Annotated in this window: 14 protein-coding genes; 8 read left to right on the top strand and 6 right to left on the bottom strand. The window is 67.6% G+C overall.

Annotation, left to right across the window (positions count from 1 at the left end; translation table 11 throughout):
* Positions 1-19: 19 nt before the first annotated feature.
* A complete protein-coding gene (locus AB0L60_RS12610) occupies positions 20-214 on the bottom strand; it encodes a hypothetical protein (RefSeq protein ID WP_364611651.1) in 195 nt (64 codons plus the stop codon).
* Positions 215-440: 226 nt separating this feature from the next.
* Between AB0L60_RS12610 and AB0L60_RS12605 the strand changes: the two genes are divergently transcribed.
* Positions 441-764, top strand: coding sequence for a hypothetical protein (locus tag AB0L60_RS12605; protein WP_364611648.1), 324 nt, complete (start codon positions 441-443; stop codon positions 762-764).
* Between the two features lie 19 nt (positions 765-783).
* Here the strand turns inward: AB0L60_RS12605 and AB0L60_RS12600 are convergent, their stop codons facing one another.
* Positions 784-1,926 (bottom strand): acyl-CoA dehydrogenase family protein, encoded by a 1,143-nt coding sequence (locus AB0L60_RS12600; protein ID WP_364611645.1) that lies wholly within the window; start codon positions 1,924-1,926, stop codon positions 784-786.
* A 75-nt stretch (positions 1,927-2,001) separates the two neighbouring features.
* Here AB0L60_RS12600 and AB0L60_RS12595 point away from each other — a divergent pair, with 75 nt between their 5' ends.
* A complete protein-coding gene (locus AB0L60_RS12595; protein WP_364611642.1) occupies positions 2,002-2,598 on the top strand; it encodes a TetR family transcriptional regulator in 597 nt (198 codons plus the stop codon).
* A gap of 83 nt (positions 2,599-2,681) precedes the next feature.
* A complete protein-coding gene (locus AB0L60_RS12590; protein WP_364611639.1) occupies positions 2,682-4,169 on the top strand; it encodes an FAD-dependent oxidoreductase in 1,488 nt (495 codons plus the stop codon).
* Between the two features lie 4 nt (positions 4,170-4,173).
* Here the strand turns inward: AB0L60_RS12590 and AB0L60_RS12585 are convergent, their stop codons facing one another.
* Positions 4,174-4,920 carry a serine protease gene (locus AB0L60_RS12585; protein ID WP_364611636.1) on the bottom strand — a complete coding sequence of 249 codons (747 nt, stop codon included), beginning with the start codon at positions 4,918-4,920 and terminating at the stop codon, positions 4,174-4,176.
* A gap of 72 nt (positions 4,921-4,992) precedes the next feature.
* On the opposite strand from AB0L60_RS12585, the gene AB0L60_RS12580 reads away from it, so the two are divergent.
* The 3 genes from AB0L60_RS12580 (at position 4,993) to AB0L60_RS12570 (ending at position 7,865) form a co-directional block, all read left to right on the top strand.
* Positions 4,993-5,508: a pyridoxamine 5'-phosphate oxidase family protein gene (locus AB0L60_RS12580; RefSeq protein ID WP_364611633.1), complete on the top strand. Its 516-nt coding sequence runs from the start codon at positions 4,993-4,995 to the stop codon at positions 5,506-5,508.
* Between the two features lie 114 nt (positions 5,509-5,622).
* Positions 5,623-6,351 carry a helix-turn-helix transcriptional regulator gene (locus AB0L60_RS12575; protein WP_364611630.1) on the top strand — a complete coding sequence of 243 codons (729 nt, stop codon included), beginning with the start codon at positions 5,623-5,625 and terminating at the stop codon, positions 6,349-6,351.
* 62 nt (positions 6,352-6,413) lie between these two features.
* Entirely contained in the window at positions 6,414-7,865 is a 1,452-nt protein-coding gene (locus tag AB0L60_RS12570; RefSeq protein ID WP_364611627.1) for a DUF222 domain-containing protein, read from the top strand.
* Positions 7,866-8,374: 509 nt separating this feature from the next.
* Here the strand turns inward: AB0L60_RS12570 and AB0L60_RS12565 are convergent.
* Genes AB0L60_RS12565 through AB0L60_RS12555 form a run of 3 tightly spaced genes read right to left on the bottom strand, consistent with a single transcriptional unit; the run spans position 8,375 to position 10,475 of the window.
* Complete coding sequence (locus AB0L60_RS12565) at positions 8,375-8,767, bottom strand: VOC family protein (protein ID WP_364611624.1); 393 nt, start codon at positions 8,765-8,767, stop codon at positions 8,375-8,377.
* A 51-nt stretch (positions 8,768-8,818) separates the two neighbouring features.
* Positions 8,819-9,628, bottom strand: coding sequence for a hypothetical protein (locus AB0L60_RS12560; RefSeq protein ID WP_364611621.1), 810 nt, complete (start codon positions 9,626-9,628; stop codon positions 8,819-8,821).
* Between the two features lie 22 nt (positions 9,629-9,650).
* Positions 9,651-10,475, bottom strand: a complete 825-nt coding sequence (locus tag AB0L60_RS12555) for a DUF3097 domain-containing protein (RefSeq protein ID WP_364611618.1) — start codon at positions 10,473-10,475, stop codon at positions 9,651-9,653.
* A 128-nt stretch (positions 10,476-10,603) separates the two neighbouring features.
* Here AB0L60_RS12555 and AB0L60_RS12550 point away from each other — a divergent pair, with 128 nt between their 5' ends.
* Complete coding sequence (locus tag AB0L60_RS12550) at positions 10,604-11,035, top strand: NfeD family protein (RefSeq protein ID WP_364611615.1); 432 nt, start codon at positions 10,604-10,606, stop codon at positions 11,033-11,035.
* Positions 11,035-12,285, top strand: coding sequence for an SPFH domain-containing protein (locus AB0L60_RS12545; protein ID WP_364611612.1), 1,251 nt, complete (start codon positions 11,035-11,037; stop codon positions 12,283-12,285). Before AB0L60_RS12550 ends, AB0L60_RS12545 begins: the two co-directional genes overlap by 1 nt.
* Positions 12,286-12,380 lie beyond the last annotated feature (95 nt).

Genomic DNA, 12,380 nt, shown 5'->3' with positions numbered 1-12,380 from the left:
CGCCTGTTCCGGACGCCCGTCAGCGACGCAGCGCCCGGTACCCGGTCCAGAGCAGCAGGCCCGCGCCCACCACGACGAGAACGCCACCGAGGTAACTCCATTCTGAGTGCCCGGTCATGGGCGATCCGTGCAGGGAACCGGCGCCCTGCACGATCCAGATCACTCCGACGACGCACAACACGATGCCGATCACGGCGGAGACGATCCGTCCCATGACACCTCCTCGGTGGCCTGAGCTCAGCATAGGACTTCGAGGGGCTCATCGGCCGCTGGGACGCCACCTCCGTCGAGGGTCTGGCCGAATGCTGGTCGGGGCGAGGTAAACACGTTGTGGCGCGACCGATTCGGGGCCTACTGTCGAGGCGATCCGATCGGTCGAGGGGAATGTAACGAGGTCACGTAAGATCGCGACGCTGGCGGCGTTCGCGGGCACCGCCGCCATGGCTGCGCTGTTCGCGCCGACAGCGTCGGCGGACGACATCGTGCCGGGCGTCGCATGCGCGGGCACCAACTGCACCAACGACAACGACGAGGATTACGTCGTCTCCGGCACCACGTTGTGCATCCACTGGAACTTCCCGACGTACCAGAACGGGAACGACACCTCGACGACCAGTATCGAACCCGAGGGCTTCCGAGTAACCGTTCCGGCGCACGCCCAAGCAACCCTGACTCCCGGCTGCGCGGGCGGTGACGTCATGAGCTCGTGGAATATCACCGGCGCGGCGCCAAGTTCCCAGGTGCCGACCGGCTCCTGGGTCTAGCGCCGCGCCGATTCGAGCCTCAGCTGCTCGCGAGGCTCCGGGCGATGACCAGGCGCTGGATCTGGTTGGTGCCCTCGAAGATCTGGGTGATCTTGGCTTCGCGCATGTAGCGCTCGACGGGGAAGTCCTGGGTGTAGCCGTAGCCGCCGAAGACCTGGACGGCGTCGGTGGTGACCTTCATGGCGGCGTCGGTGGCGGTGAGCTTGGCGACGCTGGCCTGGCGGGAGTAGGGGAGGCCGGCGTCGCGGCGGCGGGCGGCGTCGAGGTAGGTGGCGCGGGCGGAGTCCACTGCGGCGGCCATGTCGGCCAGGACGAAGCCGAGGCCCTGGTGGTCGATGATGGGGCGGCCGAAGGCTTCTCGCTCCTTGGCGTAGGCGACGGCATCGTCGAGGGCGCGCTGGGCGATGCCGGTGGCGACGGCGGCGATGCCGAGGCGGCCGGAGTCCAGGGCGCTGAAGGCGATCGGAAGGCCCTGTCCCGATTCGCCGATGAGCCGCTCGGCCGGGAGGAAGACGTTGTCGTAGGCGGCGGTGGTGGTCGGGACCGCGCGCAGGCCCATCTTCTCCTCGGGCTTGCCGAACGACAGGCCCTCGGTGCCGGCGGGGACCAGGAAGCACGAGATGCCGCGTGAGCCCTCACCGGTGCGGGCGAACAGGGTGTAGTAATCGGCCTTGCCGCCGTTGGTGATCCACGCCTTGGTGCCGGTGATCCGGTAGCCGCCCTCGGCCTCGACGGCCCGGCAGCGCAGGGCCGCAGCGTCGGATCCGGCATGCGACTCGGACAGGCTGTAGGCGCCGATCAGATTGCCGGACAGCATCTCCGGCAGCCAGCGCTGCTTCTGCTCCTCGGTGCCGTAGGCGAACAGCGGATGGCACGACAGGCTATGCACGCTCACCGCCACCGCGACCGCCGCCCAGCGCGCGCCGAGCTCCTCCAGCACCTGCAGATACACCTCGTACGGCTGCCCGGCCCCGCCGAACTCCTCCGGATACGGCAGGCTCAGCAGCCCCGCCGCGCCGAGCGCGCGGAACGCCTCGGCAGGATAGCGCTCCTGCTTCTCGTACTCCACGACCTGGGGCTCGAGCACCTTGTCCGCGATATCGCGGGTGAGCTCGATGAGGTCGCGGGCTTCGGGCGTGGGCAGCAGGCGATCGACGGGCATACCGGTTACATTACGACCGACACCCAATTGCGTGCAAGGGAGCACGCAATTTCGCCAGGCCGCTAGACTGACCAGGTGGTATCCGGTCTGCCCCCGAACAAGCATCAGGAGAAGAGCCTCCGCACCCGAGCGCTGCTGCTGGATGCGGCCATCGAGAGCCTGGCCGAGGTCGGGTACGCGAGCGCGTCCATCGCCGACATCACCGCGAGGGCCGGGGTGACGCGGGGCGCGCAGCTACATCACTTCCACACCCGGCAGGAATTGTTCGCCCAGACCATCGAGCATCTGACGCAGCGGCAGGGGGAGGCGCTGCAGCGGCGGGAGCGGACGCTGTCGCGGGCGGTGCCGACGGGGGAGGTGCTGGTCGAGTTGGTGACCGCGCCGTTCGCGGGGAAGCTGGGCAAGGCGGCGGTGGAGTTGTACGTCGGCATCGCCAATGACAAGGACCTGCGCCGGAACATGCTGCGCGTGCAGCACGACCTGACGATCGAATTGCTCGACGCCTGTGGGCGTTTCATCGACGCGCCGCGCGAACGCCTCGAGCCCGCGTTCTGGCTCACCATCAACCTGGTGCGCGGCGCGACCCTCGACGAGATGGTGGGACGGGATCGCCTGCGGCGCAAACAGGTTCTCGCCGATTGGGCTCGGCTCGCCGAGGGCATGCTCGGGTGAAACACGAACGTTCACGGTCGCGATAACCGATCGTTGGATGGTTCGTGTGTGCCCGGGCACACCCTCGGGGGAGGGGCGCCGTCATGGCGATCAATCGGCGAAATCTGTTGCGGGCGGCCGGACTCGGCGCGAGCCTGGCCGCTCTGGGGTCGGGGACCGGCTGCGTGCCGGAGGTGCCTGCCGCGCAACCGCCTGCCGGACAGGTGGATTGGGTCGCGTTACGGCAGCGCTCGAGCGGGACACTGAATCTGCCGTCCGACTCCGGTTATGCGACGGCGAAACTGGCCTACAACCCCTCGTTCGACACCCGGCAGCCCGCGGCAATCGCGCAGTGCGCCACGGCTTCCGATGTACAGGCCTGCGTCGATGCCGCCGCGAGCGCGAAGATCCCGGTGGCGGCACGCAGCGGCGGGCACAGCTACGGCGGCTATTCGACACCCGACAACGGCCTGGTCGTGGATCTGGGCGGGATGAGCGGGGTCGAGGTGAAAGCGGACGGCACCGCGGTCATCGGTGCGGGCACTCGGCTGATGGACGTGTACTCCGCGCTGGCTCAGTCGGGCCGCTGCCTCCCGGCCGGGTCTTGCCCGACGGTCGGGATCGCTGGTCTGACGCTCGGTGGCGGGGTCGGCGTGCTGGCGGGGAAGTACGGATTGACGTGCGACAACCTGGTTTCGGCGCAGGTGGTCACCGCGGATGGCATGCTGCGGACCGCCTCGGCGACCTCGGAACCGGATTTGTTCTGGGCGTTGCGCGGTGGCGGTGGCGGAAACTTCGGCATCGTGACCTCGTTCACCTTCCAGACCGTGGCGGCACCGCAGCTGGCGGTCTTCCAGGTCCGCTTTCCGGCCGGATCGCTGACCGACGTGCTGGGCGCCTGGCAGGCCTTCACCGCGTCGGCTCCGGATGAATTCTGGTCCACGCTCGGCATTTCCGCCGGGAGCCCGCCGACGTGCCGGATCAATGGCTGCTATGTCGGATCCGAGAGCGAGATGAACGGTCTTCTCGACAAACTGGTGGCAGCCATCAAGACCCAACCGTCCAACAGGTATTCGCTCACGAAGGACTACCTATCGGCGATGATGTATTTCGGCGGGTGCGCGAATTATTCGGTGGAGCGGTGCCGGCCGAATTGGAATGGCGGGGGAGTATTGGGTCGCGAGTCGTTCACGGCCTCCTCGCGAGTACTGACCAAACCGCTTTCCGACCCGAGTCGGTTGACCGCACTGCTCACCGGCCGCGAAGGGATGGATATTCTGCTGGACAGTCTCTCCGGGGCTCCCTCGCGAATCGGCGCGAAGGACACGGCTTTTCCGTATCGCGGCGCACTCGCGACCGCCCAGATCTATGTCGGCGCCACCACACCGGATGCGCGGAGCGCCGTGAACGAGGTACGGGATCGGCTCGGCGACCTGACCGGGAACACGGCATTCGTCAACTACATCGACCCCGACCTATCGAATTGGGGGAGCGCCTACTACGGCGACAACGCGCCTCGTCTGCACGGCATCGCCGCGCACTACGACCCCGATGGCGTCTTCACCTTCGACCAGTCGGCGTCGAAGATCTGACGGCTCAGAACGGTGCGGGCAGCCGAGCGTAGACGGTCGGAGAGCCGGCCAGGGCTGTCCCGCGCGCCCACGAGGTGATGCCGGCCAGCTTGCCGTCGACGAGCAGCGGTCCGCCGCTGTCGAATTCGGCGGTGTCGGCCTCGGTCGAGCCGGCGCACACCATCTCGGTGGCATCGAAGACGCCGGGGTAGTCGGCGGCGCAGTCGGCGTCGGAGACCAGTGGCACGGTGGCGCGCCTGAGCACGGTGTTGAACAGGTCGTTTTCGGAGGTGCCGCCCCAGCCGAGCACGGTCGCGCTGCCGCCGTGCGGCGCGGCGATCGGCACGGTGGGCCGGTGCTGCGGCGTCGCGAGGGTCAGGATGGCGAGGTCGTGGTGGTAGACGTCGACGCCGTCGACCGTGTCGGTGCGGAATTCGGGATGCAGGCGAACACCGGTGACGCTCACGGTGATTCCGTCGTGTGAGGTCAGGTCGCTGCGATCGAAGGTGACCGTCAGCGCCTGCGGCAGCAGCTGGGCGATCGCCACACAGTGGGCGGAGGTGAGCACCTGGTCGGGCGTGATGAGCGCGCCGCCGCAGAACTGGCCGGAGGCGCGGGGGAAGAACAGTGGGGTGCCGACTGCGGCGAGCCAGGGATAGTCGCCGGCCTGGGCTTCGGTACCGCCGACCACGGCATTCGCCGGGAGCGTGGCGGGGATGACGCAACCGATGAGCGCCGCGGCGAGCACGGCGAACCGGCGGGAGATCGACATCTGGCCATTCAAACAGAGATCAGGGAGTTTCCACGAGCGGAGGTGTCGGTCCCCGGGAGTACGGTCGCGACCATGACCTCCTGGACCGAGTTCGCCGCCGCCGCACCCCGCATCTCGACCATCTTCACCCGTCGTCACGCCGCCACCGGCAACCTGTGCATGCTCGCCACCCTCCGCAGGGATGGCTTCCCGCGCATCAGCCCGCTCGAACCGCGCATCTTCGAGGGCGAGCTGTGGCTGGTCGGCATGCCGGGAACGAAGAAGTTCGCGGATCTGGCCCGCGACCCACGCTTCTGTCTGCACACGGCGACGGTCGACACGCAGGTCAGCGATGGGGACGTGAAGATCTTCGGCACCGTGCACGATGTCCAGGATCCCGAGTTGCAGCGGCGCTGGGCCGAAGACCTGTTCGCCGAGAGCGGGTTCGACCTGCGCGGCCGCAAGTTCGAGCCGTTCTACGCCGTCGACATCACGGGGGCGTCGTCGGTCGAGATCGTGGACGGGCGCATGGAGGTGACGGCCTGGAAGCCGGGGCAGTCCGAGCACGTGGTCGAGGTCTCCGATGCAGCGGAACCCGCGACTACATAACGTGCAATATTGCATCGAGTGCAAATTGGCAAACGATGCAAGTGTGCACGAAGTGCTGAACAAGGGTGTGTTTCAGCGCTTTTCGGGGTCGGTATGCGGTGAGGAGTGGGTGTGGTGACGGAAATCCACCCGCCGCGGGGCTATCGGGAGCGACCGTCGGGTGTCGGCGGCGCGGTGGTGTGGACTCGCGAGGGCGTCGTGGACGCGGATCTGCCCGTGCTGCCGGACGGCAGCATGGATCTGCTGTGGATCGACGGGCGACTCTCGGTGGCGGGCCCGGACACCCGCGCCTACCGTCCGCCGGCGGGATTCGCCGACCGGATCACGGGGATCCGCTTCTTCCCTGGTACGGCCCCGGCTCTGCTCGGGGTGCCCGCGCACGAACTGCGCGACGCCAGAGCTGATCTCGCCGACCTCTGGTCGCCGGCAGACCTGCGCCGCGCCTCCGAGCTGATCGCCAAGGCGCCGAATCCGGAGGTCGGTCTCGAGGCCATCGCACGCTGGCGTGCGAGCGAGACCGATGCCGCGGATCCGATGGTGCGAATCATCGTGACCTCGTTGGGCTCGGGGATGTCGGTGTCGGCGACGGCCGAAGAATTGGGGACGGGTCCGCGGCGGCTGCACCGACTCTCCTTGGCGGCCTTCGGGTATGGGCCGAAGACTCTGGGCCGGGTGTTGAGGATGCAGCGGGCGCTGGCGCTGGCGCGGGGTGGGATGGGGCTTGCGGAGGTTGCCGCATTAGTGGGATACGCCGATCAAGCGCATTTGACTCGGGATATTCGGGAGTTTTCGGACATGTCGCCCGGGCAATTGCTTGGGTTAGTGGAAATGTCCTCGGTCTGAATTGCCTTATATCACATGGTAATTCGCGCCCCATTGGCATGTGGCAGAGGTAAAATTGATGCATGGATTCGAAGGGAGAAACACTCGACACGTGCGGCATCGCCGACCTGGCGACCGCCGTCGAAACTCTGTCGAATTCCGTCCTCCACGGCGACCTGAACCCGTTTTCCGATGGTGATGTCGTGGAGTTGATGCAGCGGCTGGAAACCTGCAAACGTCAACTGTCGGCGCTGGATTCACGCCTGATCATCGAAGCCTGCAATCGTTCGCTGCCCGAAGGCAGCGGGGCAAAAGATGTGGTGCCGTTCCTGCGGCAGACGTTGGGCCTGTCGCGGTACGACGCGTCGGTGCGGGTGAAGATCACCCGCCGGTGCGGGGAGTTCTTCGAACCTTCGGGTTATCTGCGTCCGGCCGCGTTGGAGAAGACCGCCGAAGCCTATGAGGCAGGCGATATCTCGCGTGATCATGTTCGCAACATCATCGACGTGATGACCCACCTGCCTGCCGACATCCCCGCCGAGACGCGCGCGGAGGCCGAGGACATCCTGGTCGGCCATTCCCGGGTCGGTTGGCCTGATGACCTGCCCAAGATCGGGCGCGACATCCTGGCCCGCATCGACCCCGACGGTAAGGTCGTCTCCGACACCGACCGTCGTCGTCGCCGTGGCCTGATCCTGGGCCGTCCCGGGGTGGATGGGATGTCGTGGATCGAGGGCTGGATCACCCCCGAGCTGCGGGCGCTGCTCGATGCGGTGTTCGCCAAGCTGGCGCGTCCGGGTTTGTGCAACCTCGACGACGCCGACAGCGTTGCCGCCACGGCCAAGGTGGTCGATTCGACGGTGTTGGAGGCTGCTGCGCGTCGTGACCGTCGTGATGCCGGTCAGCGCACCCACGACGCGTTGTTCGCGTTGCTGCAGCCCGGTGTCGACCCGGCCAGGCTGGGTTCGCATCGTGGTTTGCCGGTGCAGGCCATCCTGACGATGAACCTCGCCGATCTCGAGCGTGGGGCCGGGGTCGCGACCACCGCTTCCGGTGGCCATGTCTCGATCGACGAGGCGTTGAAGTTGGCCGAGGGCACGCGTCCGGTGCTGGCGGTCCTCGACGCGGACGGGTTGCCGCTGTATCTGGGTCGTTGCCAGCGACTGGCCAGCCCGGCGCAGCGGTTGGCGTTGATCGCTCGCGACAAGGGTTGCACCCGCCCGGGATGCGAGGCGCCCGCGAGCATGTGCGCGGTGCACCACATCACGGACTGGGCTAAGGGCGGGCCCACGGATCTGACCAATCTGACCTTGGTGTGTGATCACTGCCATGCGCTGGTGAATGACAGTGCCGGGGGTTGGAAAACTGTTGTCATGGGCAAGGATTCCCCGTATCGGGGGCGTACCGGGTGGATTGCCCCAAAACGCCTCGACCCCACGGGCACGGCGCGGGTGAACGATCGACATCACGTGGGGCAGTGGGTCGCCGCTGCGATCGATTCGAGTTGCCGGAGGTTGGGTTCACGGGCGGCGTGATTTATCGTTGCCCAACTTGCGAGCGCATTCGGCACCTGCGGCGGCCACCACTGCGACAGCCGCCGCCATCTCCACCGCTTGGCAGGCGACCGCCGCCGGGGGATCGCGATCGAATCGACAGACCACATCTTCACGGCCCAAGGTCTCGGAGTCCTGCCAACTGGTCAGCACTCGCACCGAACGCTGAAGCCCATCAAGCCGGTGACCTCATCTCGGGTAGCACGGACTATCTCCGGCCTGGCAGCCCCCTGTCCTCATCACACTGCAGCCGGCCGGCAGGTCGATCCCCGGCCTCCCTGCTGATCGGCAACTGTCTCCACGGGGCGCCAGTCATCATGTGGCGACCCCAACCCAGTGATCTGAGGGAATACCTCCTGCAGTAACCCCACATGCGGCTTCGAAGGTGAGGGGGCCGGTAGGCGGAGGCGCGGACGGAGCCGGCCCCCTCTCTTCTCCAGGCATCGTTTGTCTTTTGATCTTTTGTCTTCTCGTCCTTGGGCCTTGCCGCTTTACGCGAGGGCGGCGTAGAGGTCGACGCTATTCCCGTCGGGGTCGAGGACTGTGGCGTACCGCTGGCCCCAGAACGCATCGAAGGGTTTGAGCTCTGCTCGGTAGCCTGCGTCGACCAGCTCTTCGAACCTTTGGTCCACCCCGGCGGGTGAGCCGCAGTCACACGCGAGGCCGATTCGCCCGGCCCCGGGAACTGCCTGCCAGTCCGGATGGAATGAGCGGACTGTTTCCTCGGTGTCGAGCATCAGCTTGATCCCGCCGCCCAGGTCGGCGTCCACGTGCGGCTGCTGGTCGGAGCCGTCGGCGAACTCCACGCCCAGACGCCGATAGAACTCCAGTGACGCACCCATGTCCGTCACCACGATCCCGATCACATTCAGTCGAATAGCCATACCCGAACGGTATGCGGCCCCATCACGAGAGGTCTTGAAGAAATCGGACAGTCAGCGGGCGTGGACCGCGGCCAGTCGTGCGGCCCGGATCGTGTTCCAGAGTGGCCGGAGTAGGGCTTCCTGTGCGGCCACGGCGGTCGCGGAGGTGGGGGCCGAGGCTGGTTCGCGTTCGGCGACGGTGAGGATCGCGGCCACCTGGTCGGCGGTGTCGAGGATCCGCCGGGCACGCAGGGGCATCGAATCGGGGTACTTGTGCCTGGTATGTCCGGCCAGTTCGGCTTCGACGAGTTCGCGAGGCCCGACTCCGCCGGACCCGAGCCGGGTGGTCTGGAGCTGCTGGAGTGCGTCGGCGGCGTCGCGGACCGCCTCCCGCATGGTGTATTCGGCTTCGCCCAGCGGCATTTCGGGTGCGAGCGCGAAGGGGATCGGTGCCGAGTAGACCCGCCATTGCAGTGCGTCGTCGCCGGTCCAGACGGGGACCAGCCCGGTGCCGCTGGATCCGGCCGTCCCGATTAGAATGCCTTCCTCGGCTTCGGTTGCGGCGGTGGCGAATTCGGTGCCGACCGGGAGTCCGCGCACGTCTCCGGGGATCGGCAGCACCAGCCGCAGCTGCGCCTCGGGCCCGTCGATCGCTTCCCGGATGACCTTGAGCAGCACCATGATTCCCGCCCCGGCCACTGCCGCGGGCTCGTCGTCGGACGCCCACGGTAATCCGGTGCGCCCGCCGGTCACGGGATCCCCGGCGGCCACCGTCTGCTGGGGAGCCCAGGCGCGCAGCGCGTCCAGCACGTCGTCGGGGGCGCTGCGGCCGGCCAGCCAGGAGCCGGCCCAGACCGTCAGCGATGCACTCGGGGAACTCATGCATTCGAGGATAACTGGCGGGCTACTCCTGCTCGGTGACGAAATCGATCAGTCGTTCGACCGCGCCGATGAGCGGGGTCTCCAGATCGCGGTAGGAGTTGACCGCGTTGTAGACGCGCCGCCACCCCTCCTGCGGCGTGCCCCAGCGTAGCCGCTGGCAGATGCCGGTTTTCCAGTCCTCGCCGCGCGGGATATCGGGCCAGGCGGGGATGCCGACGGCCTGCGGGCGGACGGCCTGCCACACGTCGATGTAGGGGTGGCCGGTGACGAGGACGTGCGCACCCAGGCCCTGGGTCAGGCCGGATTCCTTGGAGCCGGTGACCAAATGGTCGACCAGGACTCCGACGCGCCGGGTCGGTCCGGGCTGGAATTCGGCGAGCTTGGCGCCGAGATGGTCGAGGCCCTCGAGCTGTTCGACCACCACGCCCTCGACCCGCAGGTCGTGTCCCCACACCCGTTCGACCAGTGCGGCGTCGTGCACACCCTCCACCCAGATGCGGCTGGCCTTCGCGACGCGCGCCTTCAGCCCTTCGACGCGGGTGGACCCCGAGGCGGATCGGGTGGGCTGCTTGGGTGCGGCGGCGGTCGGCTTCACGAGTGTCACCGGCTGCCCGTCGATAAGAAAGGCGGCTTCTCGCAGCGCGAACAGCCGGACCCGCCCATTGCGATCCTCGAGTTTGACGAACTCGCCGTCGTAGCTGCGGTCGAAACCCACTACGGCGCCGCAGAATCCGGTGGCCGCGTCCTCGGCGACGAGGTCGCGTTCGGCGACCACGCGGGGCACCTCCCGTTTCTGCTTGCGCGCGTGCCCGGAGAAGATGTCGCCGTACCGTTGGTGCCCACTCACCGCGTCGAGGTTACCGGCGGTGAGCGGGAATCCTCCTCGCGCCGCGCCCATTCCGATATGTCCGGTAGAAAGCGCGGAGTGATCACGAATACCGGCCGTAACCCGCGATTACGGTTACTGTTGGTGACGTGGCCGCAATAGTTTGGCTGGTCGCGGGGATCCTGCTCGCGGCGGCCGAGATGCTCACGGGCAGTCTCGTGCTGATCATGCTGGGTGTTGCCGCGCTCATCACCGCGGGCGCCAACGTGCTCATCGGCTCGTCGGTACTGATCGACGCGGTGGTGTTCAGTGTCTCGTCGATTGCCCTGCTCATGTTGGTCCGCCCATTCCTGTTGCGGCGCTACGCGATTCCGCCGCCGCATCAGACCGGGGTGGATGCGTTGCCCGGCAAGACCGCGAAGGTGCTCGAAACGGTCGACGAGCACGGCGGTCGCGTGAAGCTCGGTGGCGAGGTGTGGAGCGCGCGTCCCTATGACGCCGCGGAGTCCTATCCCGTCGGTTCGACCGTGTACATCATGAGGATCGACGGCGCCCACGCCGTCGTCATGAAAGGGCCGTGATGGCTGTACTGATAGTCGCCGTCGTACTCATCCTCCTGGTCGTGGTGGTGGTCTTCAAATCGGTGGCCCTGGTGCCGCAGGCCGAGGCCGCCGTGATCGAGCGGCTGGGCCGGTATTCGCGGACGGTATCCGGGCAGCTGACCTTCCTGGTGCCGTTCGCCGATCGGGTGCGCGCCAAGGTGGATCTGCGCGAGCGGGTGGTGTCGTTCCCGCCGCAGCCGGTCATCACCCAGGACAACCTGACCGTCCAGATCGACTCGGTGGTCTACTTCCAGGTCACCAGTCCGCAGGCCGCGGTCTACGAGATCTCCAATTACATTGCGGCCGTAGAGCAGTTGACGATCACCACACTGCGCAACGTGGTCGGCGGCATGACCCTCGAGGAAACCCTGACCTCCCGCGACCAGATCAACAGCCAGCTGCGCGGGGTGCTCGACGAGGCCACCGGCCGCTGGGGTCTGCGGGTGTCGCGCGTCGAGCTGAAGGCCATCGATCCGCCGCCGTCGATTCAGGAATCGATGGAGAAGCAGATGAAGGCCGACCGTGAGAAGCGCGCGATGATCCTCACCGCGGAAGGTCAGCGGGAGGCGTCGATCAAGACGGCCGAGGGCCAGAAGCAGGCGCAGATCCTGGCGGCCGAAGGCTCCAAGCAGTCGGCCATTCTCTCCGCCGAGGGCGAGCGGCAGTCCCGTATCCTGCGCGCGCAGGGTGAGCGGGCCGCCGCCTACCTGCAGGCGCAGGGCCAGGCCAAGGCCATCGAGAAGGTGTTCGCCGCGATCAAGAACGGCAAGCCGACCCCCGAGCTGCTGGCCTACCAGTACATGCAGACCCTGCCGCAGGTGGCCAAGGGCGACGCCAACAAGGTGTGGCTGGTGCCCAGCGATTTCGGCAAGGCCCTCGAGGGTTTCGCGCGCGGCTTCGGCAAGCAAGGTGAGGACGGCGTGTTCCGGTACGAGCCGTCCGAGGACGGTGCGGCCGCGGAAGCGCCCGAGAACGATGCGGACGAGGTGGCCGACTGGTTCGACACCGCCACCGACCCGGCTACCCAGCGGGCCGTCCGGGCGGCCGAGGCGGATGCGCGGACACCGGTCGAGCCGGTCGGTTTGCCGCAGACCTCGACCCGGCCGAATCTGGAGCAGCGGTCCCCGCAACCGCCGCAGCAGCAGCCGGTGCAGCCGCAGTACCGCCAGGAGCCCCCGGACCAGCGCTGGCAGAACCCGCCTCCGCCGCCGCGTCCGCTGGGCCGCTGACGGTCCGGGGTATCGAACACGGGGATCGAATCAGGAACTGAGCGGGGCCCTCTCGACACTGTCGAGAGGGCCCCGCTGATTCCGTGGCGAGGGCC

Origin of the sequence: Nocardia sp. NPDC051981 (assembly GCF_040680715.1) — a bacterium.
In the GTDB taxonomy this organism is placed as follows: Bacteria; Actinomycetota; Actinomycetes; order Mycobacteriales; family Mycobacteriaceae; genus Nocardia.
This window is presented reverse-complemented; position numbering and strand designations above follow the sequence as displayed.

Excerpts from the sequence above, each read along its gene's own strand:
- AB0L60_RS12610 (WP_364611651.1), bottom strand. The coding sequence starts at position 214 with ATGGGACGGATCGTCTCCGCCGTGATCGGCATCGTGTTGTGCGTCGTC.
- AB0L60_RS12605 (WP_364611648.1), top strand. The coding sequence starts at position 441 with ATGGCTGCGCTGTTCGCGCCGACAGCGTCGGCGGACGACATCGTGCCG.
- AB0L60_RS12600 (WP_364611645.1), bottom strand. The coding sequence starts at position 1,926 with ATGCCCGTCGATCGCCTGCTGCCCACGCCCGAAGCCCGCGACCTCATC.
- AB0L60_RS12590 (WP_364611639.1), top strand. The coding sequence starts at position 2,682 with ATGGCGATCAATCGGCGAAATCTGTTGCGGGCGGCCGGACTCGGCGCG.
- AB0L60_RS12585 (WP_364611636.1), bottom strand. The coding sequence starts at position 4,920 with ATGTCGATCTCCCGCCGGTTCGCCGTGCTCGCCGCGGCGCTCATCGGT.
- AB0L60_RS12580 (WP_364611633.1), top strand. The coding sequence starts at position 4,993 with ATGACCTCCTGGACCGAGTTCGCCGCCGCCGCACCCCGCATCTCGACC.
- AB0L60_RS12570 (WP_364611627.1), top strand. The coding sequence starts at position 6,414 with ATGGATTCGAAGGGAGAAACACTCGACACGTGCGGCATCGCCGACCTG.
- AB0L60_RS12565 (WP_364611624.1), bottom strand. The coding sequence starts at position 8,767 with ATGGCTATTCGACTGAATGTGATCGGGATCGTGGTGACGGACATGGGT.
- AB0L60_RS12560 (WP_364611621.1), bottom strand. The coding sequence starts at position 9,628 with ATGAGTTCCCCGAGTGCATCGCTGACGGTCTGGGCCGGCTCCTGGCTG.
- AB0L60_RS12545 (WP_364611612.1), top strand. The coding sequence starts at position 11,035 with ATGGCTGTACTGATAGTCGCCGTCGTACTCATCCTCCTGGTCGTGGTG.